20 protein-coding genes are annotated in these 19161 nt (G+C 58.2%); 15 read left to right on the forward strand and 5 right to left on the reverse strand.

Annotation, left to right across the window (positions count from 1 at the left end; translation table 11 throughout):
* Positions 1 to 25 precede the first annotated feature (25 nt).
* The 13 genes from ACR0K4_RS19495 to ACR0K4_RS19555 all read left to right on the forward strand — a co-directional run bounded on the left by ACR0K4_RS19495 (position 26) and on the right by ACR0K4_RS19555 (position 12848).
* A complete protein-coding gene (locus ACR0K4_RS19495; protein WP_480855367.1) occupies positions 26 to 1261 on the forward strand; it encodes an ABC transporter substrate-binding protein in 1236 nt (411 codons plus the stop codon).
* Positions 1258 to 2235: a GntR family transcriptional regulator gene (locus tag ACR0K4_RS19500; RefSeq protein WP_480855368.1), complete on the forward strand. Its 978-nt coding sequence runs from the start codon at positions 1258 to 1260 to the stop codon at positions 2233 to 2235. Before ACR0K4_RS19495 ends, ACR0K4_RS19500 begins: the two co-directional genes overlap by 4 nt.
* A gap of 238 nt (positions 2236 to 2473) precedes the next feature.
* Positions 2474 to 3556, forward strand: a complete 1083-nt coding sequence (locus ACR0K4_RS19505) for an ABC transporter ATP-binding protein (RefSeq protein WP_480855370.1) — start codon at positions 2474 to 2476, stop codon at positions 3554 to 3556.
* Positions 3553 to 4419 (forward strand): ABC transporter permease, encoded by an 867-nt coding sequence (locus ACR0K4_RS19510; RefSeq protein WP_480520689.1) that lies wholly within the window; start codon positions 3553 to 3555, stop codon positions 4417 to 4419. The genes ACR0K4_RS19505 and ACR0K4_RS19510 overlap by 4 nt, the downstream gene beginning before the upstream one ends.
* 2 nt (positions 4420 to 4421) lie before the next feature.
* Complete coding sequence (locus ACR0K4_RS19515) at positions 4422 to 5273, forward strand: ABC transporter permease (protein WP_480855371.1); 852 nt, start codon at positions 4422 to 4424, stop codon at positions 5271 to 5273.
* Positions 5270 to 5992: an SDR family NAD(P)-dependent oxidoreductase gene (locus ACR0K4_RS19520; protein ID WP_480855372.1), complete on the forward strand. Its 723-nt coding sequence runs from the start codon at positions 5270 to 5272 to the stop codon at positions 5990 to 5992. Before ACR0K4_RS19515 ends, ACR0K4_RS19520 begins: the two co-directional genes overlap by 4 nt.
* Positions 5989 to 6744 carry an SDR family NAD(P)-dependent oxidoreductase gene (locus tag ACR0K4_RS19525; RefSeq protein WP_480520695.1) on the forward strand — a complete coding sequence of 252 codons (756 nt, stop codon included), beginning with the start codon at positions 5989 to 5991 and terminating at the stop codon, positions 6742 to 6744. Before ACR0K4_RS19520 ends, ACR0K4_RS19525 begins: the two co-directional genes overlap by 4 nt.
* A 67-nt stretch (positions 6745 to 6811) precedes the next feature.
* A complete protein-coding gene (locus ACR0K4_RS19530) occupies positions 6812 to 8029 on the forward strand; it encodes an ABC transporter substrate-binding protein (RefSeq protein WP_480520697.1) in 1218 nt (405 codons plus the stop codon).
* 82 nt (positions 8030 to 8111) lie between these two features.
* Positions 8112 to 9215 carry an ABC transporter ATP-binding protein gene (locus ACR0K4_RS19535; RefSeq protein WP_480855373.1) on the forward strand — a complete coding sequence of 368 codons (1104 nt, stop codon included), beginning with the start codon at positions 8112 to 8114 and terminating at the stop codon, positions 9213 to 9215.
* Between the two features lie 15 nt (positions 9216 to 9230).
* Entirely contained in the window at positions 9231 to 10583 is a 1353-nt protein-coding gene (locus ACR0K4_RS19540; RefSeq protein WP_480855375.1) for an amidase, read from the forward strand.
* A 47-nt stretch (positions 10584 to 10630) separates the two neighbouring features.
* Positions 10631 to 11533 carry a polysaccharide deacetylase family protein gene (locus tag ACR0K4_RS19545; protein WP_480520703.1) on the forward strand — a complete coding sequence of 301 codons (903 nt, stop codon included), beginning with the start codon at positions 10631 to 10633 and terminating at the stop codon, positions 11531 to 11533.
* Positions 11534 to 11585: 52 nt separating this feature from the next.
* Positions 11586 to 11879, forward strand: a complete 294-nt coding sequence (locus ACR0K4_RS19550; RefSeq protein ID WP_480855376.1) for a hypothetical protein — start codon at positions 11586 to 11588, stop codon at positions 11877 to 11879.
* A complete protein-coding gene (locus ACR0K4_RS19555) occupies positions 11880 to 12848 on the forward strand; it encodes a CobW family GTP-binding protein (protein ID WP_480855377.1) in 969 nt (322 codons plus the stop codon).
* On the opposite strand, the gene ACR0K4_RS19560 is transcribed toward ACR0K4_RS19555, so the two are convergent.
* The 5 genes from ACR0K4_RS19560 to ACR0K4_RS19580 are packed head-to-tail and all read right to left on the reverse strand — an operon-like array spanning position 12845 to position 17106.
* Entirely contained in the window at positions 12845 to 13816 is a 972-nt protein-coding gene (locus ACR0K4_RS19560) for a 5-oxoprolinase subunit C family protein (protein ID WP_480855378.1), read from the reverse strand. The two genes, ACR0K4_RS19555 and ACR0K4_RS19560, sit on opposite strands and share 4 nt — an antisense overlap.
* On the reverse strand, positions 13806 to 14681 hold the full coding sequence (locus ACR0K4_RS19565; RefSeq protein WP_480855379.1) for a 5-oxoprolinase subunit B family protein: 876 nt from the start codon (positions 14679 to 14681) through the stop codon (positions 13806 to 13808). Before ACR0K4_RS19565 ends, ACR0K4_RS19560 begins: the two co-directional genes overlap by 11 nt.
* A 15-nt stretch (positions 14682 to 14696) precedes the next feature.
* A complete protein-coding gene (locus ACR0K4_RS19570) occupies positions 14697 to 16064 on the reverse strand; it encodes an acetyl-CoA carboxylase biotin carboxylase subunit (RefSeq protein WP_480855380.1) in 1368 nt (455 codons plus the stop codon).
* Positions 16065 to 16068: 4 nt separating this feature from the next.
* Complete coding sequence (locus ACR0K4_RS19575; protein ID WP_480520715.1) at positions 16069 to 16305, reverse strand: acetyl-CoA carboxylase; 237 nt, start codon at positions 16303 to 16305, stop codon at positions 16069 to 16071.
* Positions 16306 to 16326: 21 nt separating this feature from the next.
* Positions 16327 to 17106: a 5-oxoprolinase subunit PxpA gene (locus tag ACR0K4_RS19580; protein WP_480520717.1), complete on the reverse strand. Its 780-nt coding sequence runs from the start codon at positions 17104 to 17106 to the stop codon at positions 16327 to 16329.
* A gap of 120 nt (positions 17107 to 17226) precedes the next feature.
* Here ACR0K4_RS19580 and ACR0K4_RS19585 point away from each other — a divergent pair, with 120 nt between their 5' ends.
* Together ACR0K4_RS19585 and ACR0K4_RS19590 are read left to right on the forward strand one after the other, a co-directional pair.
* Positions 17227 to 18129: a LysR family transcriptional regulator gene (locus ACR0K4_RS19585; RefSeq protein ID WP_480855381.1), complete on the forward strand. Its 903-nt coding sequence runs from the start codon at positions 17227 to 17229 to the stop codon at positions 18127 to 18129.
* 61 nt (positions 18130 to 18190) lie between these two features.
* A complete protein-coding gene (locus ACR0K4_RS19590; protein ID WP_480855382.1) occupies positions 18191 to 19105 on the forward strand; it encodes an AEC family transporter in 915 nt (304 codons plus the stop codon).
* The last annotated feature ends 56 nt before the right edge of the window (positions 19106 to 19161 follow it).

The following is a 19161-nucleotide window of genomic DNA, read 5'->3' on the forward strand; positions in this document are numbered from 1 at the left end:
CGACGAGCTACAAACTGGATCACCAATGCCCATCGACCTGTCCGTCGAGCACAAACTTGCCGCACCACCTCGGGTCAAGCGCCGTACATTAAGGGTCATTGGAACAGACGTCACCCTATTGGAACCCGTGCGCCAAATGGCCATGTCGGATTTGCAGTTCGATATCGAATATGAATCGCTGGACTTCCTGACCTGCCAACGCCGGGCCGCCACACACCCGGAACATTACGATATCTACGAGCAGTGTTTTCACAACCTCGATATTGTCTGGTACTGGGGCGCCCTACAGCCGATTGATACCCAACGCATCGCGGAATGGGACAATATCGGCGATCTGTCCAAACTGGGCGGCGTTAGTAAATACATGCGGCGGGGATACGGTGACGCGCCGGTGCGTAAGCTTTATGTCCAGCCCGACGGTGTGATCGGGCAGCAACCGATGCAGTTTATCTCGATGCTACCGACAGCGCACAATGTTGACTCGTTCGGCTATGACCGACGGGTCTTTGGCGAAGAAGGCTCTGAAGGGTCAAGTTGGGCCTGGCTTCTGGACAAGCGCGCCAAGGGACGGATCGCAATTGTGGATGAGCCTGCGATCGGCCTGTTCGACGTGGCTCTGGCAGCCGAAGCCAGCGGTGATCTCAGTTTTGCCGATATCGGCAATATGACGATTGATGAAATTGACAGCCTGATGGCACTGCTGGAAACGCTGCGCCAGCAGGGGTTCTTTTGCGATAGCTGGAAATCGGCTCAGGATGCCGAGGCTCTGTTACATGCCCAAAAAGTGGCCGCGCAAAGCATGTGGTCGCCATCCTATGGAAACCTTGGGCCGATGGAGGCGCATTTTGTCGAAAGCGTGCCGCGCGAAGGGTATCGTGCATGGCATGGCGGCGCGTCGCTGGCCCGACATCTGACCGGAACCAAGCTGGGCATGGCCTACGAGTATCTGAACTGGTGGCTGACCGGCAAGGCGGGCGCAGTCATGGCGCGGCAGGGATATTACATGACGGTCCCCGAAAACACCCGGCAATACCTTTGCGAAGATGAATGGGATTACTGGTATGACGGCCAGACCGCCCGATCCGATCTTGTCGGCACCAATGGCCAAACCGTTGTCCGCAAAGGTCATCGCCGTCCCGGAGGCGCGTATCATGAACGGGTAAGTCGCATCGCGCTTTGGAACACCGTGATGGACGAATACAACTATGCTGCCCGCGCCTGGAAGCGCTTTATCTCGGCCATCCGGGAGGGCAAGCCATGAGCCGGGTATCGGGACTGCGCGGGCAGGAACCTCTGTATGAGGTCATCAGCGAGATACTCAGACGCAATATCCAGTCCGGCCGCCTGCCGCGTGGACTTGTATTGATTGAAGGCCCGATTGCAAAGGTCATGCTGACCAGCCGAGCGCCGGTTCAGGTGGCATTGCGAAAGCTGCACGAAGAGGGCTTGATCCACCGGTTTCGCGGCCGCGGCTATCTGGTGGGGCAAGGCGATCTTGACCCGATCCGCCGACCGATTGACGAGTTTCAGCTGGATATCCCCGATCGGTCGAGATCAGCCCTCGCGGTGCGCGGCACATGGATGCGTGTCTATGATCAGGTCGAAGCCGACGTAGCTGCCTGTCAGGTTTTTGGCGAGTTCCGGCTGATCGAAACTGAGCTGGCGGATTTTCTGGGTGTCAGCCGTACGGTCGCGCGCGATGTGCTTAGCCGCTTGAACGAGCGCGGTATCATTCGCAAAGGCGCATCCTCGCATTGGCTGGCAGGTCCGCTGACCGCGCGTGTGCTGCGCGAGAAATACCAGTTGCGGGCCATTGTCGAACCCGCCGCGCTGACCCTTGCCGCGGATTTTATCGACACAACCGAGATCAACAAGGTGCGCGATCAAATTCGCCAGGGTCTGACGCGTGAATCCTATGCTTACGAGGCCGCGTTCCAGAAGCTCTGTCTTGAACGCGCGCCAAACACCGCATTGGTCGACATGATCCGAAACAACCGGCTTTTGCTGTCATCGGTCAACGCGGCCCTGAACCGTCTGGGGCTGCCGGCGGATCACGTCGCTGTCGATCAGTACCGTATTCTGTTTGATCTGATCGGCTCGCGCCAGATCAATGCGGCGGCGGAGTATCTGAGAGAGCATTTGCGCCTGTTGGCGGACAAGAATGTGGCACGTTTGAAGATTGTTGCATTGGTCCCAGAAACCGAAGCGATTCCGCGATACCTTTCACCTTTATAAATGGCTTGAGTGCCCAATATTCATTTTACGAATTGGTGATATCGGTATTTTCTGGATTTTTTCTGTTATTTTGATGAAAAAATATTTAAAAAATGAACATTGACCTGTTCTTTATTGCCAACTTTCATACGAAGTACGTTTTACAAGGCTGCGATTTCTGACCCCGCTCACGCGTCTGATTGGGGTTAAGCAAAAGGCGGAAAGCTGTCGGTGGCCTGAGTACCAAGTGGGGAAGTGAATGGGTCAGGTGGATTCCATCTTCAGGCTGGACGGTGTCTCGCGGCACTTCGGGGCGTTGACCGCGTTGGACAACATCTCGTTCGAGGCAACGCAGAATGAATATATTTCTCTGCTGGGACCGTCAGGTGCGGGCAAAACCACATTGCTTCGCGTGATGGCGGGATTTGAAAAACCTGACACGGGCCGTATTCACTTTCTGGGTCGCGACATAACCGACCTTCCGGCGCACAAGCGCGGTATAGGTTTTGTGTTCCAGAACTTTGCCTTGTTTCCGCATCTGACGGTGTTCGAAAACATCGCCTTTGGTCTGCGCAACGGGGTCGAGGACATTGCCGCCTCGGACACCGACGCCCGCGTCACCGAGATGGTGGGGCTGGTCGGGTTAGAAGGTCTGGAGGATCGCGTGCCGGACCAGATTTCCGGGGGCCAGAAGCAGCGTGTCGCCCTGGCCAGAACGCTGGTCATGCAGCCTAAACTGGTGCTGCTGGATGAACCGCTGGGGGCGCTGGACGCCAATCTGCGCGGTCGTATGCAGACCGAGTTGCGCCAGATCCGCGAGCGTCTTGACGTCACCTTCCTGCATGTGACCGGCAGCGAAACCGAGGCGCTGGCCATGGGCGATACGATTGCGGTGCTGGACCGGGGGCGGATCATACAATCCGGCACACCCGAGCAAATCCATGACGCGCCCTCCAGCTCGGACGTTGCCTTGTTCCTCAACCGTTTCAATCTGTTTGACGGAACGCTGAAAGCCGGTGCCTTTAGTGGTCCTTTCGGAACCGTGCCAGTGACAGATGCCTGCCATAACGCCACGGATGTCTACGCCATTCGCTATGACCGAACCAAAGCGTTCAGAAAGGGCGACGCCCTGCCCGGTCCGGCCCTGCCAGCCCGCTATCTGGCAAGTGAATATCTTGGATCATCCGTGATTTCGTTCTTTGAAACCGCCGATCACAAACGGGTCGAGGTCGATCATCACCTGAGCTTTGGCGACCCGGACGAATACGAGGTGGGGCAGGATTATCTGCTGTCGTGGGACCCGAAACACGCCATCGTCTTCGGCAAGGAAGCAGCGGCATGAGCACAGCACCTTCGACGCAGCGCAACGGCTTTACCGGCTGGCTTCTGGCGCCGGGTGTCTTCTGGATGATCCTGTTTCTGGTCGCGCCAATCATGATGATTGTCTACGTCTCCTTCTGGACACAGACCACATTCGCCATCAACTCCACCCTGACGCTGGATAGCTGGAAGAACTTCTTCAGCTCCGAGGCGTATGTCGGCGCGCTCTGGACCACCTTGCGGCTGTGGCTGATTGTTCTCGCTCTGACCTTCATCATCGGATACCCGGCAGCGCTGTTTGTCGGATTGCTGGTCAAAAGCAAGACGGTCTCGACGGTGTTGCTGGTGCTGTGCGTCATCCCGTTCTGGACTTCGTTCCTGATCCGCGTGCTGGCGTGGCGGCCGATGCTGGGTAAAGAAGGCGCGATCAACATTATCCTGCAAAAGCTGGGCCTGATCGACAGCCCGATCGAGGTTCTTCTGTTCTCGGAGCTTTCGGTCATCATCGGCATGACGCAGATTTACGTCGTGTTCATGGTCGGCCCCATTGCCTTCATGCTGGGCCGCATCGACCGCAACATCATCGAGGCCGCACGCGATCTTGGCGCGGGCTTCGGGCGCATATTCTGGAAGATCATCTTCCCGCTCAGCCTGCCAGGTGTGGTCGTCGGCGCGATTTTTGTCAGCGTGATGGTTCTGGGTGAATTCGCCACGTCCGGCGCCCTGTCCGGGCGCAAGGTGAACTTGCTGGGCAATATCATCGTCACACAGGTGGGCTCACTGAAATGGGCGATGGCCTCGGTCGTGGGTGTGATCCTGACCATCCTGCTGGGCATCGTCGTCGCCGGTTTCCTGCGCATCGTTGATCTGAAAAGCGAGTTGTGAGCATGGAATCCAAGGTCCTCAAACCCATCCTCGCCGTCTATGTCGCCGCGTTCATCCTGTTCCTTTACGGCCCCTTCATCGTGTTGGGCATCCTGTCCTTTCAACAGGGCCCCGAGGGCGGACCGCAATTCCCGATCATCGAATGGTCGACCTATTGGTATCGCCACCTGTTCGGCCTGACACCGCCGTCGCGGATTGCGCCCCTTCCCGTGGGTGAGGCGCTGTTGCGTTCGTTGACGCTGGCCTTCATGACGATGGTCACGGCCACGGTGCTTGGCGTAATGGCAGCACAAGCCTTTCGCCGCCGGTTCAAGGGGGCGGGCATCGTCTTTTACCTGATCGTTCTGGGTATGATGGTGCCCGGCGTGCTGACCGGGCTGGGCACATCGCTGCTGGCAAATAACGTTGTGGGAATCGAACGCCACTGGTGGACCACCGCTTTCGTTGCTCATGTGGTCTATACATTTCCCTTCGCCTTTCTGGTGATGCTGGCGATTCTCAACCGCTTTGACGGATCGGTGGAAGAGGCCGCGTGGTCGTTGGGCGTCCCGCCCGCGCGCACCTTTCGCAAAGTGACCTTCCCGCTGATTTTTCCCGGCGTGCTGTCGGCGATGCTTTTTGCCTTCACGCTCAGTTTTGATGAGTTCCCCCGCACGCTGTTTGCGTCGGGCCGCGATCAGACATTGCCACTGGCCATCTACGGTACCTTCTCGGTCGAGATACATCCTAACATCTTTGCCTTTGGGGTGATGACCACCCTGTTCTCATTCTCGTTGCTGGCGGTTTACGGCATCCTCATGGGCCTCAGCGTGCGTCGGGCCAAGAAGATCGCGATGCAGGAAGAGATCTCATGAGCATCGCGATTGTCACAGGTGCCGGATCGGGTATCGGGCGGGCCACCGCCGAGAAACTGGCGGCGGAGGGCTACAAGGTTCTGGTCAATGACTACGATTCCCAGGCCGCTGAGGCGACTGCGGCACAGATCGGACCATCTGCGGCACCTCATCAAGGCGATGTATCCGACCCCGCAGACGTGGCGCAGATGATCGAGCAGTGCCACGTGGTCTTCGGTACGCCCACCCATCTCATCAACAATGCGGGTCATGTGCATCAGGCGACGTTTGCCGATCTGAGTGTTGAGGATTTCGACCGGATGATCGCCGTCCATCTGCGTGGCACCTTCCTGTGCACCAAAGCCGTGCTGCCCGGCATGCTGGAGGCCCAAAAAGGCTGCGTGGTGAATATCGCCTCGCAATTGGGTCAGATCGGTGGCGTCGAACTGGTGCATTATTCTGCCGCCAAGGCGGGCATCATCGGTATGACCAAAGCGCTGTCACGCGAAGTTTCAACACAAGGCGTGCGTGTGAACGCAGTGGCGCCCGGTCCGATCAACACGCCGCTGGTGCGCGCTCTGTCCCCCGACTGGCAGGCAGCCAAGGCAGCCGAACTTCCGTTGGGCTATTTCGGTGAACCCAATGACGTGGCGGACACCGTTGCGTTCCTGTGTTCGGACGCGGCGCGCATCTATGTCGGCCAGACCCTCTGCCCCAATTCAGGAGATGTGATGTTATGAGCAAAACCGTGTTCATCACCGGCGGCGGTATCGGCATTGGCCGCGCCTGCGCGCTGGCTTTTGCAGCGCAAGGTGACACTGTGATCGTTTCGGACGTGCTTGAAGCCGAAGGCCGCGCCGTCGTATCCGAAATCGAGGCTGCGGGCGGCAAGGCCGAATTCCAACATCTCGACGTGCGCGACACGCCCCGCGCAGACGCTGTCATTGCCGATATTCAGACGCGCCACGGGGCCATCGACACAATCGTCGCCAACGCTGGTATCGCCCATCGGGTGCCGCTGGACAAGCTGACCGATGAGAAATGGGATCACACCTTCGACATCGACCTGAAAGGCATGTTCCGCGTGATCCGGCCGGCGCTGGCCGGGATGAAGGCGCGCCGATCAGGCAGCGTCATCTGCCTGTCCTCGATCATGGGCGTCGCCTATGGCTGGGACGAACATGTCCACTATTCCTCGGCCAAGGCCGGGGTAGTGGGGCTTGTGCGCGGACTGGCCGTGGAACTGGCCCGTGACGGCGTGCGCGTGAACGGGGTGGCCCCGGGCTATGTCCGCACCGCGCAACTTCTCTCAGAAGAACATTCGCTGGGTCCTGCGGGCGCGGAGACGGCGGGTGAGAACATCCCGATGGGCCGCATCGGCGAACCTGACGACATCGCGGATGTCGTTGTTTTTCTTGCCTCAAACGGGGCGCGTTACCTCACCGGACAAGTGATTGCTGTAGATGGTGGCCTGTTGGTCGGACGGTACTGAATGCAGCGGGGCCACTGGCCTCAAAACCAAGAAAAAGACACTCGACCTCAACAAGGAGTAAACAGAAATGAGTACATATTCACGACGGAGATTCCTTCAGACAACCGCCGGCGGCGCGGCGCTGGCTGCAAGCGGCATGCCATTCATGGGCGCGCAACAGGCCTTTGCCGCAAATCTGGGAAATCAGGAATTGCGCACTGTCGGCTTGTCGGTGACGGTTCAGGAACGCATTCTGAATGACTTCCAACAGCAATCGGGTGTGGGTTCGGTCAATGGCAAAGCCGATATCTTCCCCAACACCCAGACCGAGATTCTGTCAGGCACCGACGCCTATGACTGCTGGGAGATCATTGGCGAGCGCCTGGCCGCGATGGTTGCAACCGACAAACTGGCCCCTGTTGCCGCATCCGATCTGAAAAACTGGTCGGGTATCCGTGACACGTTCACAACCGCATCTGACCGGTGGGATCGCAACCGCCAGATCGTCGGCCAAATTTGGGAAGACGACAGTCAGACACGCCTGAACATGGTGCCGACGGTCTATAATTATGACTCCATTGGATATCGCCCCGATCTTGTGGACGCCGAAGAGGCGTCGACCTGGGCGGCGCTGTTCGACCCCAAGTTCAAGGGCAAAACCGGCCTGAACGTCGACCCGCTGATTGCTTTCGGTCAAGCCATTCTGGCGATGAACGCTCTGGGTCTGCTTGAGGTCGAAAACCCCGGCAACCCGGATGCGGCCTCGATCGAGGAAGCCTCGAAGTTCCTGATCGCGAAGAAGAAAGACGGTCAGTTCCGCGCTCTGTGGGGCGATTTTGGTGAACTTGTAAACCTGCTGGCCTCGGGCGAGATGGTCATTGCCGACGCATGGCAACCCGCTGTGATGGCGGTCAAGGCGCAAGGTGTCGAATGCTCCTATGCCACCATGAAAGAAGGCTATCGCGGCTGGTCCATCGGGGTGTCCCCGCTCAAGACCTCACCCAATCTCGAAGCAGTGACAGCTTACGCTGATTACTGGCTGTCCGGTCCACCCGCCATTGCCGTGTCAGAGCAAGGCTATTATTCGCCCACCGTCAACGTCAAAGAGGTTATGGACCCTGATAAATATGCCTTCTGGTATGAGGGCAAGCCATGGGTCGGCGCAACCGAACGCGGCATCAAGGAAGGTGATCTGCGCGATGGCGGTTCGCTGGAAACCCGTGCAGCAAACGTCGCCTACTGGCATCAGTGGCCGGATGAGTACGACCTTCTGATCCAGAAATGGGACGAATTCCTGTCCGCGTAAAATCCTTGTGGCTCAGCCGGGCAAAACCGGCTGACCCGCCTCCCCGCCGTTCAAGAAATCACTTCAAAAGGGTGCAACGTCCTTGGCTTACGATCTGCAACTCAAAAACGTCGGCAAAGTCTATGATAACGGCACACCTGCCGTCATCGACTTTAACCTGGACGTTGAAAAGGGTGAGTTCATCGCCTTTCTGGGCCCGTCCGGTTGCGGCAAGTCGACGACGTTGCGCATGATTTCGGGATTCGAAAGCGTCACCACAGGGGACCTTCTGATCCGCGGCCAAAGGGTCAATGATCAGCCTCCCGAACGACGTCCAACCTCGATGATCTTTCAGAACTATGCGCTGTTTCCGCATATGAACGTGCGCCAGAACGTGCGTTTCGGGCTTGAGGTCAAGGGCCTGCCAAAGGCCGAAGCGGACCAGAAGGTCGACGGTATTCTGGATAAGCTGGGCCTTCTCGATATTTCGGAAATGCCGACCAGCCGCTTGTCCGGTGGTCAGCGTCAGCGTATCGCGCTTGCCCGATCATTGGTGGTTGAGCCGGATATTTTGCTTTTGGATGAACCGCTTGGCGCTTTGGATGCCAACCTGCGCAAGAGCATTCAGAACGAATTGAAATTATTGCAACGCGAGTTGGGCATTACCTTCGTATTCGTCACCCACGCCCAATCCGAGGCGCTGGCCTTGTCGGACCGGATCATCGTGATGAACGCCGGGCGGGTCGAACAGATCAGCCCCCCGCATGAGCTTTACACCCGCCCGACCAGCGAGTTTGTCGCGCGGTTCATCGGATCGAACACCATCATTCCCGGTACGGTCACAACGACCGATGGTCAGACCATAACGCTTGATACACCCTTTGGCGAAATTTCCGGAACCAACCGCATCGATGTGGCTCATTCCAAAGGTGAGAAGATGAGCGTTGTGCTGCCTGCCGAAGCCGTCGAGTTGATCCCTGGCGAGACCGATGAGGCCGAATTGCGCAACACTTTTGGGTCGAACATCATCCCCTGCACGATCGAGCGCCTGCAGGTCATCGGTCACATCATGCAGATGCTGGTCCGGCTGAACAATGGCGAGACCATCAACACCGAAGGCCACGTGGACAAGTATCGCGGCCGCTTGTCGGTGGGCGCATCAGCCTATGTCGCCTGGCACGCCAGTGGCGCAACGATGATCGCGTGACGGAGACCAAGTGAGATGACACATCAGACCATCACGCAAATGGCCGCCGATCTCAAGGCCGGGCGTACCGATCCGGTCGCGCTGGTCGAAGACGTCTTTGACCGGATTGCCGATCACAATGATCCGGCCTTGTTCATTGATCTGCTGAAAGAGCGCGCCATGGCCGAGGCCGAGGCCTCACGCCTGCGGTTGCGCGCGGGTTTCCGCGCCAGCGCATTAGATGGGGTGCCGACCGCGTGGAAAGACCTTTTTGACCTCAAAGGCCGCGTAACGACTGCCGGGTCCGTCGTTCTGAAGACCAATGCACCAGCTAAAGCTGATGCGCCCATCGTTGCACACGCGGCGCGGGCCGGGATGACCTCGGTTGGGACGGTTAACATGACCGAATTCGCCTATTCCGGCATTGGCCTGAACCCCCATTACGGTACACCGCGCAATATCCATGCCGCCAAAGAGGTGCCGCGCAGTCCCGGCGGGTCATCCTCGGGCTCGGGGGCGGTGGTGGCGGCAGGCATCGTGCCAATGTCAATGGGGTCCGATACCGGCGGCTCGGTGCGAATCCCGGCCTCGTTCAACGGGGTGGTCGGATACAAGCCTTCGATGGGGCGCTATCCGATGGATGGCGTGTTTCCCCTTGCGCAGTCTCTGGATACGATCGGGCCGCTTGCCAACAGCGTCGCGGATTGCGTTTTGGTCGACGCGGTTCTGCGTGGGTTGGATCAGCCCGAGATTGACCCGGGCGCGCTGTCGAAGCTGACTTTCGTCATCCCCGATCAGGTCATGTTCGATGGTGCCAGCGCCGATGTGCTGACCAATTTTGACGCTACAATTGCAAGGTTGGAACGGACTGGCGCGCGTGTCTCGCGCATCTCTCTGCCGCAGTTGCAAGAGATTCTGGACCTTATGGCTCAGCATGGTTTCTTGGCCGGGGCCGAGGCGCTGGCGATCCACAAAGACCGTGTGAACGGCCCCGAAGCGGCGCAGATGGATGCCCGCGTTGTGCGCCGCGTGCTGCAGGCCAGCCCAATGAGCGCAGTTGATCTGGTCATCCTGCAACAGGCCCGCACCCGCCTGATGGCGGAAACCGCGGCGCTGATCGGTGACTGTATTCTGCTGTGCCCGACCACCGCCACCACCGCAATGGCAATCGCCCCGCTTGAAGCCGATCAGGACGTGTTTTTTCAGCATAACGGCCTGACGCTGCGCAACACATCACTGGGCAATTTTCTGGATTGGCCCGGTGTGTCCATTCCCAACGGCACAGACCAGGACGGAATGCCGACCGGCTTTCTGCTGTCAGCCCCCCATGGTCGGGACCACGCCGTGCTGGCCGCAGCGCTTGCGACCGAGGACATCATACGCGGCTGATTCAACCCCACAACTCAGAAACTTTGAATGCACAGAGGAGAAATATCATGACAAAGAAAATTCTATGCGCCTTTGGGACGGATATCGACTCCGTCGCGGGCCAGATCGGCTCATATGGCGGTGGAGATTCTCCCAACGATATTCAACGCGGCATCTTCGCGACCGAGGTCGGCATCCCGCGTCTTTTGCGGCTTTTCAAGAAATACGACATGCGTACGTCATTCTTCATTCCGGGTCACTCGCTTGAGACGTTTCCGAAGGAAATGGACATGATCATCGAAGCGGGTCATGAGATCGGTGCGCACGGTTACATGCATGAAAACCCCGTGGCCATGACCCCCACGCAGGAAGAGGACGTACTGGTCAAGTCGATCGAGCTGATCAAGGGTCTGACCGGTGAAGCGCCCAAGGGCTATGTTGCGCCCTGGTGGGAAATGTCGAACGTCACCGCTGCACTTCTGGGCAAATATGGTTTCTCCTACGATCACAGCCAAAGCTATCGCGATTTCCAGCCGTTCTATGCGCGTGTCGGCGACGAGTGGAATGTGATCGATTATTCCAAAACCGCTGGCGAGTGGATGCACCCGCTGAAACACGGTAAGGAAATCGACCTCGTGGATATTGGGGCCAACTGGTATGTGGATGACCTTCCCCCCATGATGTTCATCAAAAACGCGCCCAACAGCCACGGGTTTGTCAGCCCCCGCGACATCGAACAGCTTTGGAAGGATCAGTTCGACTGGGTCTATCGCGAGATGGAGTATGGCGTATTCCCAATCACCATTCACCCCGACGTTGCGGGACGACCGCAGGTTCTGCTGATGCTGGAACGCCTGATCGATCACATCAACAGTCATTCCGGCGTCGAGTGGGTCGATTTCAACACCATCGCTGACGATTTCCGCGCGCGCTTCCCGTTCGACAGCGACAAGCGCCCCGAAGTGATCTGATCGAAACCTGTGTCAGAGGGGCACCCCTCTGACACACCTGAAGGAGAGCGCGATGTGCAGCGCCTGCGGATTCCCCACCAAACCGGGCCATTGGACAGATGCGGGCGCGGATGCCTCGGGCGACAAGTTACAGCTCAAGTTTCGCCGCGCGCGGATACTGAACAAGATCCTGAACAGCTATGGACTGGCGGTTCACGATGATGGGCTGACACCCGGTATCCAGCTACGCTCATTCACCGGGCGCACCGTGATCCTACCCGATCTTGAGGCGGTCTGGGCCGAGGCCGAAGCCCAGAGTGGAACCGCGCTTGACCCGCTGGATGCGCGGTTTCTGGTTGCGGCCTGAATGTCTGACGCCGCCGCCGATACCCGCTTGCGCCTGACCATTCTGGGCGGCTATCTGGGATCGGGTAAAACCACATGGCTGCGCCATCAGCTGTTCCAGGGCCGGTTCGGACGCGCGCATATTCTGGTTAACGAGGCCGCCGAAACTCCGGTAGACGACACGCTGTTGCAGCAACACGCCAGCGGGATAACCCTGCTGGCCGGGGGGTGCGCCTGTTGTGCGGGCAAAACTGATTTGCTGAACGCGCTGCGCCAGATTTGCAATGATCGCAGCCAGATCGCATCCGACAAGGCCCGGCTTGAACGGATCGTGCTGGAAACCAGCGGGCTGGCCGATCCTGCGGCCATCGCCACGGCCATTCAGCAGGACCCGATGCTGGTCCATCACATCCTGCTGGACGATATCATCGTTCTGGCGGATGCGGTCAACATCATCGACCAGTTGGGGACCGAGCATCTGGGACGGGCGCAGATCGAAGCGGCCGACCGGATCATTCTGACCAAGGTGGACGCACAGATGCAAGGGGCATTCAGCGCCGTGCATGCAACGCTGAAACAGGTGAACCCCGGCGCAACAATTTCGGCTGCCGTCAAGGGCGAAGCCGTGGTGCCTGATCTTGATCCGGACGCGCATCCGATCCCCATTCCCGCGCTGGCCGAGTTGTCCCGATTGCCCGAGATCCAACCCACGCGCCTGAAGATCGACGCCTCGGTCGACTGGGCCGCGTTTTCCGTCTGGCTCTCTGCGCTGCTGCATGCTCGTGGTCATGACATCGTCAGGGTAAAGGGCGTGTTCGACACACCCGCTGGCTACCTGCTGCTGCAAGGTGTGCGCAATTCGGTTCAGGCCCCCGAGATTTTGCCCTCTTCGTCAACGCAGCGGGCCAATGAAATCGTATTCATTGGCCGCAATTTCGCAAAAGAGGACCTTGGCAAGTCTCTCAGGTATTTCTCGCTCAGCGCGGGCTAGCCCAGATGTGTGCGAACCTGCCTTAGCATGTCTTTTCGCGCATGGCGCGCGGCCAGTGCCTGTTCCATATCGACCTGCACGAATTTCACCGGCGTGTGCGGCTGCAGCTGTCCGATCAGGTCCATATCCGCTGATATGATGGCCCCCAGCGTAAAGTATCCGCCACCAGATACGGCGTCACGATGCAGAACGATCGGCTCCAGCCCGCCCGGCACCTGGATCGAACCGTAAGAATAGCAGCCGTCCACGATGTTGGACGGATCGGCCCCGGCCCCGAAGGGTTGTTCGCGGTCGACAAATTCCAGCGGTTGGCCGCCTTTGAACCGATAGCCCATCCGGTCCGCCTCGGGCGCGACGGACCAGTCATCGGCAAAGAAGCCTTCTTGTGCTTTTTCAGTCAGACGGTGCCAGTACAGACCTGGCAAAACCCGCAATTCGGCAGGTGAGCCGGGGCCGCGACGCAGGTTCTCCGGCACGCTGAAGCCCGGCTCGATTGTGTCCGCTTCGCCCAACGGAATCATGTCTCCGGCCTGTATCGCACGTCCTTCGATGCCGCCCAATGCGCCAATGGGATAGGTTGATCGGCTGCCAAGCGCGGTTGGCGTATCGATGCCGCCGCTGACCGCGATGTAAGCGCGCGCCCCGGATTTGAGGAAATCAAAGCTGAGCGTCTGTCCCTTTTTGACCGGAAACGCCGTCCATGTTGGTTGCGGGGCGCCATCGACCTTGGGCGGCAATTCAGCCCCTGTCACCGCAACAAGCACGTCTTGCATGAACTCGATCTCGGGCCCCATGAACACCACTTCGAACCCTGCAGCCCCTTCGGGGTTGCCCACCAGCATATTGGCGCAGCGCAGCGCAAAGCGATCCATCGCACCGCCGATTGGAATACCCAGATGGAAATAGCCGGGACGCCCAAGGTCCTGAATAGAAGTCGACAGGCCGGGAGAGAGTATCTTAAGCGTCATTGAGGGCCTCCATCAGCTTGGCATTGGTGCCGGTCATGTCGGCGTTGAACGCATCCAGATCGAAATCGACCTGAGCGATACGCGGGGCATAGGTGCCCGCCTCGACCTCGGCCAGGATGCGGTCGTATTCGGCGCGGTCGATGGGTTTCCATTTCACGATGTCGCCGGGTTTGAAGAACACCATGAAATCACGCAGATAGCTGACCTGCTGCGTTGGGTCGAAGATGGTCATCGGGGTGATCCCGAACATCTGATATCCCCCTGCCCCGCGCACGGAATAGATGCAGGAAAAACACCCGCCATACCCAACGGTCTGCTTGGGCGTGTCGGTCCTGGGACGCAGATATTTGGGAACCTGCAACTGTTTGTCCCGCTCGACCAGTTGATACAGGAACGGCAAGCCAGCAACGAAGCCCACCATTGACACGAACCACGGCTGCGAATGGTGCGCCTCGATAAACGCTTCGGCACTTTCATAGCCGTTGATGCGGGCGGCATAGTCGAGATCTGTGCCATTCGGGTCCTGATGGCGTTCGCGGAACCGCATCAGCGTCTCGTGCGTCCACGGGTCCTGATAATAAACCGGGATTTCTATGATCCTGGTTTTCAAGCGCTTTTCAGCGTCTTCCGCTTTATGCTCAAGGTTTTTGATCTGCCCCATCATATGTTCGGGGCTGATCACATCCGGATCGAACTTGACCTGAAAGGAAGCATTGGCGGGGCAGATCTCGGTCACGCCGTCGATATTTGCATCGCGCACGGCGTTGCTCATGGACAGGGATTTGAAAAAAGCGTCCAGCGACATTTCATCATCCATCTCGACATAGATGTGTTCGTCGCCACCATAGGTATAACGTGTCTTCACGGTGCGTCTCCTTGGTTACGGTGTCGCGTTCAGATGGCCCGCATCCAGCCACGGTTCCAGCCATTGGGTGTGGATGTCATCGGCCAGAACACTGGCATCTGCAGCCAGCGCCTGATGCAGGGGAATGGTGGTTTTCAAACCTTCAAGAGACAGGTCTTGCAGCGCTTTGCTCAGTTTGCTGATCGCATCTGCACGAGACGGGGCATGGACAATCAGCTTGCCCAGAAGCGAGTCGTAAAAGGGCGGGATTTGATAACCTTCATACAAAAAGTGATCAAACCGGACACCTTCGCCTTCGGGCACGCGTATCTGTCCGACCTGACCCGGAAACGGCATGAATTGAAGCGCCGGGTCCTCGGCGTTGATCCGCACTTCAATCGCATGTCCCTGTCGCTTGATCTGATCCTGCGTAATCGAAAGGGGTTCGCCCCCTGACACCCGGATCATTTCCTGTACAAGGTCCAGCCCTGTGATCATCTCGGTCACGGGGTGTTCGACCTGAATACGCGTGTTCATTTCGATAAAGAAGAACTCATTCGTGGCGCTGTCGTACAAGTATTCCAGCGTACCTGCGCCGACATAGTTGACAGATTTCGCTAGGGCGACAGCGGAGGCGCACAGGCTGGCGCGTGTAGCGTCCGTCAGACAGACGGCACCGGCCTCTTCCCATACTTTCTGGCGTCGGCGCTGCATCGAGCATTCACGTTCAAAACAATGGACCGCGTTGGTGCCATCACCCAAAATCTGAACCTCGATATGGCGCGGGGATTGGATTGCGCGTTCCAGATAAAGCCCGCCGTCTCCGAAGGCGGCCTGCGCCTCGGCTTGCGCCTGCGGGGCCATCTGCGCCAACTCCTGTGCATTCTGCGCGACGCGGATGCCCTTTCCACCGCCCCCGGCCGAGGCTTTGATCATCACCGGATAGCCGATCTGTTCCGCGACATTCAACGCGTCATCAGTTGTCTCCACCCGCCCCTGAGAACCCGGCACGACCGGTACGCCTGCGGCTTGTGCCGCCTGGCGGGCCGACACCTTGTCGCCCATGCGGTCAATCGTTTCGGCAGACGGACCAACGAAATGCATCCCTGCGGCCTCGACTGCGCGGACGAAATCTGCATTTTCAGCCAGAAACCCATATCCGGGATGAACTGCGTCGGCACCACAGCCCTGCGCCGCCTGAACCAGCCCGTCAATGTTCAGATAGGACTGAGCCGCCTGCGCAGGTCCGACACAGATACTTTCGTCAGCCATGCGGACTCCAAGCATGTCGCCATCAGCCTCGGAATACGCCTGAATTGTGTGAATCCCCAATCCTTGCGCCGCGCGATTGATGCGCACCGCAATCTCTCCACGATTGGCTATGAACAAGCGCTTGATGGCCATAAGGTCAGCTGTCCAGTTGTGCCAAGGTCTGGCCGGCTGTCACAGCGGCCTCGTTTTCGACCGTGTAGCCCGCGAAGGTTCCTGCGGCATCGGATTTGATCTCGATGAAGGTCTTCATCACCTCGACCAGCCCAATCACATCGCCGACGGCGACAGCATCGCCTTTGGACTTGTAAACAGGCGCATCAGGTGAGGCCTGAGTATAGAACGTTCCGGGCACGGGCGATTTGATCTCTGCCATCGGTTATCTCCTACGTGTCGATTAAAGCGTCGCGACGATTTCGCCAGCGGTTGCGATGCGAATTCCGTTGTCTGTCAGACCTTTACGAATAGCCCGACCCATCTCGAGCGCCCCGGGCGTATCCGAGTGAAAGCAGATCGATTCAAATTCGATCTCAAGCTCATCACCTTCAACCGTCGTGACCCTGCCGGTCTTGCAGGCCTTTACGCATTTCTGGGCCACCTGCTCAGGGTCGGGGCGACCTACCTTACGGGCAAATACGATAGAGCCGCTGTTGTCATAGTCGCGATCGGCAAAAAACTCGCGGATCACCGGGTGACCAGCCCGCTTCGCGGCAGAATACGTCTTGGAAATCCCCATGCAAAACAGCAAAGCGTCGGGACTGATCGCCTGCAATGTGTCGACAAGCAACTGTGACAGATCCTCGTTCACCGCCGCTTCCATATAGAGCGCACCGTGTGGTTTGACGTGCTGCAACGGAGCCCCATACCGGCGCCCGAATTCGCGCACAGCACCGATCTGATAGACCATGTCATTGATCAGTTCGGCCGGATCCATGTTGATATAGCGCCGCCCAAACCCCCTCAGATCGGCATACCCGGGATGCGCCCCAAGCCCGACACCATGGGTCTGTGCCAGCTTGGCCATACGGTCGATGGAGTTGGGATCGCCTGCATGAAACCCGGCGGCGACATTGGCCGAACTGATGATCTCCATGATTTTGTCTTCAGGGGCATCGCCCAGCACCCAATGGCCGAAACCCTCGCCCATATCGCAGTTCAGATCGACGATCTCTCGCATCCACCTAGCCCCTAATTCCAATGCACGGAGCTATCATTGTCTTTTTATCCAAAATTGATATTTCTTTTTTTCGTTCATGCATTATCATTATTTCTGATATTCTTTCCGAGTGATCTCACCGTGAATTTCAAACATCTGAAATATTTCGTCGCGACTGCGGAAACCGGACAGGTCAGCCGCGCGGCCAAGCTGTTGTCAATCTCTCAATCCGCCGTCACCGGGGCGATCCGCGAACTCGAGGCCATACTTGGCGCGGCCCTTTTCGTGCGCCGCGCCCAGGGTATGGAACTGACTGAGGCCGGACAGCAATTCCTGCATTCGGCACGAGATATTCTGGAACGTTTGGATGCGGCCCGTGTGTTGGATCAGCGCGATTCAGATGTGTCCGGTGTGATCCGTCTAGCGGCAACCTATACGGTGATCGGGTATTTCCTGCCATATCATCTGGGGCGTCTGACACAGCTGTATCCGGGGCTCGACATCCAAATTGTCGAGTTGAACCGTCAAAGTATCGAGCAGCAATTGTTGAGCGATCAGATCGACATGGCCGTGGCACTGACCTCGAATATTCAGAACCCGGCTATCGAAACAGTCACACTGCTGAAGTCACAGCGCAGATTATGGCTACCCACCGGCCACCCGCTGAGCGCAAATGACCCGGTTGCTTTGCAGGACATCGCTCGTGAGCCTTATATCATGCTCACCGTGGACGAGGCTGCGCATACCAGCATGAAATACTGGAACGCGCATAACTGCGCCCCCGACATCAAGTTGCGCACATCGTCGGTCGAAGCCGTACGGTCGATGGTGGCCAATGGCCACGGTGTCACGATCCTGTCGGACATGGTCTATCGCCCCTGGTCATTGGAGGGCCGGCGGATCGAGACAGTCGAGACCCGTATCGACATCCCGACCATGGATGTTGGCATGGCGTTTCGCAAACAGGCTACCCTGTCTGACGCAACGCGCGTGCTGCGAAACTATTTCAACGACACGTTCCTGTCGCCCAAGCCTGTATTCTGAGACCGGACGAGACCAAAACGTTGCTTGCAGTCAGCTGATTTTCTTGCAACCAATGCCGACAATGATTGTTGGCCTTGGGCTGGTTGCGCCCTTTTTCGTCTATATTCTCGCAGGCGTCATCGCCGAAAGACTCCTCCGGCTTTCAGCCGAGGGGCAGAAATGGTTGGACGCGTTTGTATTCTACATCGCACTACCCGCATTGCTGTTCCAATCGGTTCGGGACCTTCCTCCCGGCGCGTCGAACATCGTCGGGTTCCTGACGCTGACCACAATGGCAACCGGGCTGATGTTCGTGTTTGGTTGGGGCACAGGGCGCTTGTCCAAGTCCGAACATCATGCCGCCGTATACGGCCTGTCGGCCAGTTACTCTAATATTGGTTACATGGGCCCGACATTGACCGTCGCAGTTCTTGGACCCGCTGCAGGAGCCCCGGCGGCCTTCATTTTCTGCGCCGATGTATTGCTGATCTTCACGATCTGGCCAGCGATGATCCGAGATGACGGCCTTTCGCTCCGAGGGCTCGTGGGGTCTCTGGGTCAGGTCATACGACATCCGTTCATCCTGGCGACACTCGCGGCGCTTGTGTTTGCCGCCAGCGGGCTTGGCTTACCCGCGTTCATCAATACACCGTTGGACGGGTTCCGAAATGCGGCGGCTCCGGCCGCGCTGTTTTCGCTGGGCCTGACTCTGTCGCGCCACAAGGCCAACCATCTGGATGTCCCATTAGGGACATGCCTTTTCGGCAAACTGGTGCTGCACCCTGTGTTGGTGGCCTGCATCTTCCTGATCTTTGGCGGTTTTGATCCTATATGGGTTGCAACGGCCATCATCATGGGCGCTCTGCCACCGGCGGCAAATGTCTATGTCATGGCGCGTGCCGAAGGCATAAGTGTCGGACTGGCGGCCCGCGCCGTGCTGTTTGGCACCGCGCTTTCCGCCGTTAGCCTTCCGATCGTCATTTCACTTGTCGGATGACTGCGACATGTGTCGCACTCTGATTTACGATCTAAAATAAAGACTTATGAAACACG

The sequence above is a fragment of the Ruegeria sp. K11 genome (assembly GCF_056531905.1).

Coding starts and splice junctions, on each gene's coding strand:
- ACR0K4_RS19495 (WP_480855367.1), top strand. CDS start 26: ATGCCCATCGACCTGTCCGTCGAGCACAAACTTGCCGCACCACCTCGG.
- ACR0K4_RS19500 (WP_480855368.1), top strand. CDS start 1,258: ATGAGCCGGGTATCGGGACTGCGCGGGCAGGAACCTCTGTATGAGGTC.
- ACR0K4_RS19505 (WP_480855370.1), top strand. CDS start 2,474: ATGGGTCAGGTGGATTCCATCTTCAGGCTGGACGGTGTCTCGCGGCAC.
- ACR0K4_RS19510 (WP_480520689.1), top strand. CDS start 3,553: ATGAGCACAGCACCTTCGACGCAGCGCAACGGCTTTACCGGCTGGCTT.
- ACR0K4_RS19515 (WP_480855371.1), top strand. CDS start 4,422: ATGGAATCCAAGGTCCTCAAACCCATCCTCGCCGTCTATGTCGCCGCG.
- ACR0K4_RS19520 (WP_480855372.1), top strand. CDS start 5,270: ATGAGCATCGCGATTGTCACAGGTGCCGGATCGGGTATCGGGCGGGCC.
- ACR0K4_RS19525 (WP_480520695.1), top strand. CDS start 5,989: ATGAGCAAAACCGTGTTCATCACCGGCGGCGGTATCGGCATTGGCCGC.
- ACR0K4_RS19530 (WP_480520697.1), top strand. CDS start 6,812: ATGAGTACATATTCACGACGGAGATTCCTTCAGACAACCGCCGGCGGC.
- ACR0K4_RS19540 (WP_480855375.1), top strand. CDS start 9,231: ATGACACATCAGACCATCACGCAAATGGCCGCCGATCTCAAGGCCGGG.
- ACR0K4_RS19545 (WP_480520703.1), top strand. CDS start 10,631: ATGACAAAGAAAATTCTATGCGCCTTTGGGACGGATATCGACTCCGTC.
- ACR0K4_RS19550 (WP_480855376.1), top strand. CDS start 11,586: ATGTGCAGCGCCTGCGGATTCCCCACCAAACCGGGCCATTGGACAGAT.
- ACR0K4_RS19555 (WP_480855377.1), top strand. CDS start 11,880: ATGTCTGACGCCGCCGCCGATACCCGCTTGCGCCTGACCATTCTGGGC.
- ACR0K4_RS19560 (WP_480855378.1), bottom strand. CDS start 13,816: ATGACGCTTAAGATACTCTCTCCCGGCCTGTCGACTTCTATTCAGGAC.
- ACR0K4_RS19570 (WP_480855380.1), bottom strand. CDS start 16,064: ATGGCCATCAAGCGCTTGTTCATAGCCAATCGTGGAGAGATTGCGGTG.
- ACR0K4_RS19575 (WP_480520715.1), bottom strand. CDS start 16,305: ATGGCAGAGATCAAATCGCCCGTGCCCGGAACGTTCTATACTCAGGCC.
- ACR0K4_RS19580 (WP_480520717.1), bottom strand. CDS start 17,106: ATGCGAGAGATCGTCGATCTGAACTGCGATATGGGCGAGGGTTTCGGC.
- ACR0K4_RS19590 (WP_480855382.1), top strand. CDS start 18,191: ATGATTGTTGGCCTTGGGCTGGTTGCGCCCTTTTTCGTCTATATTCTC.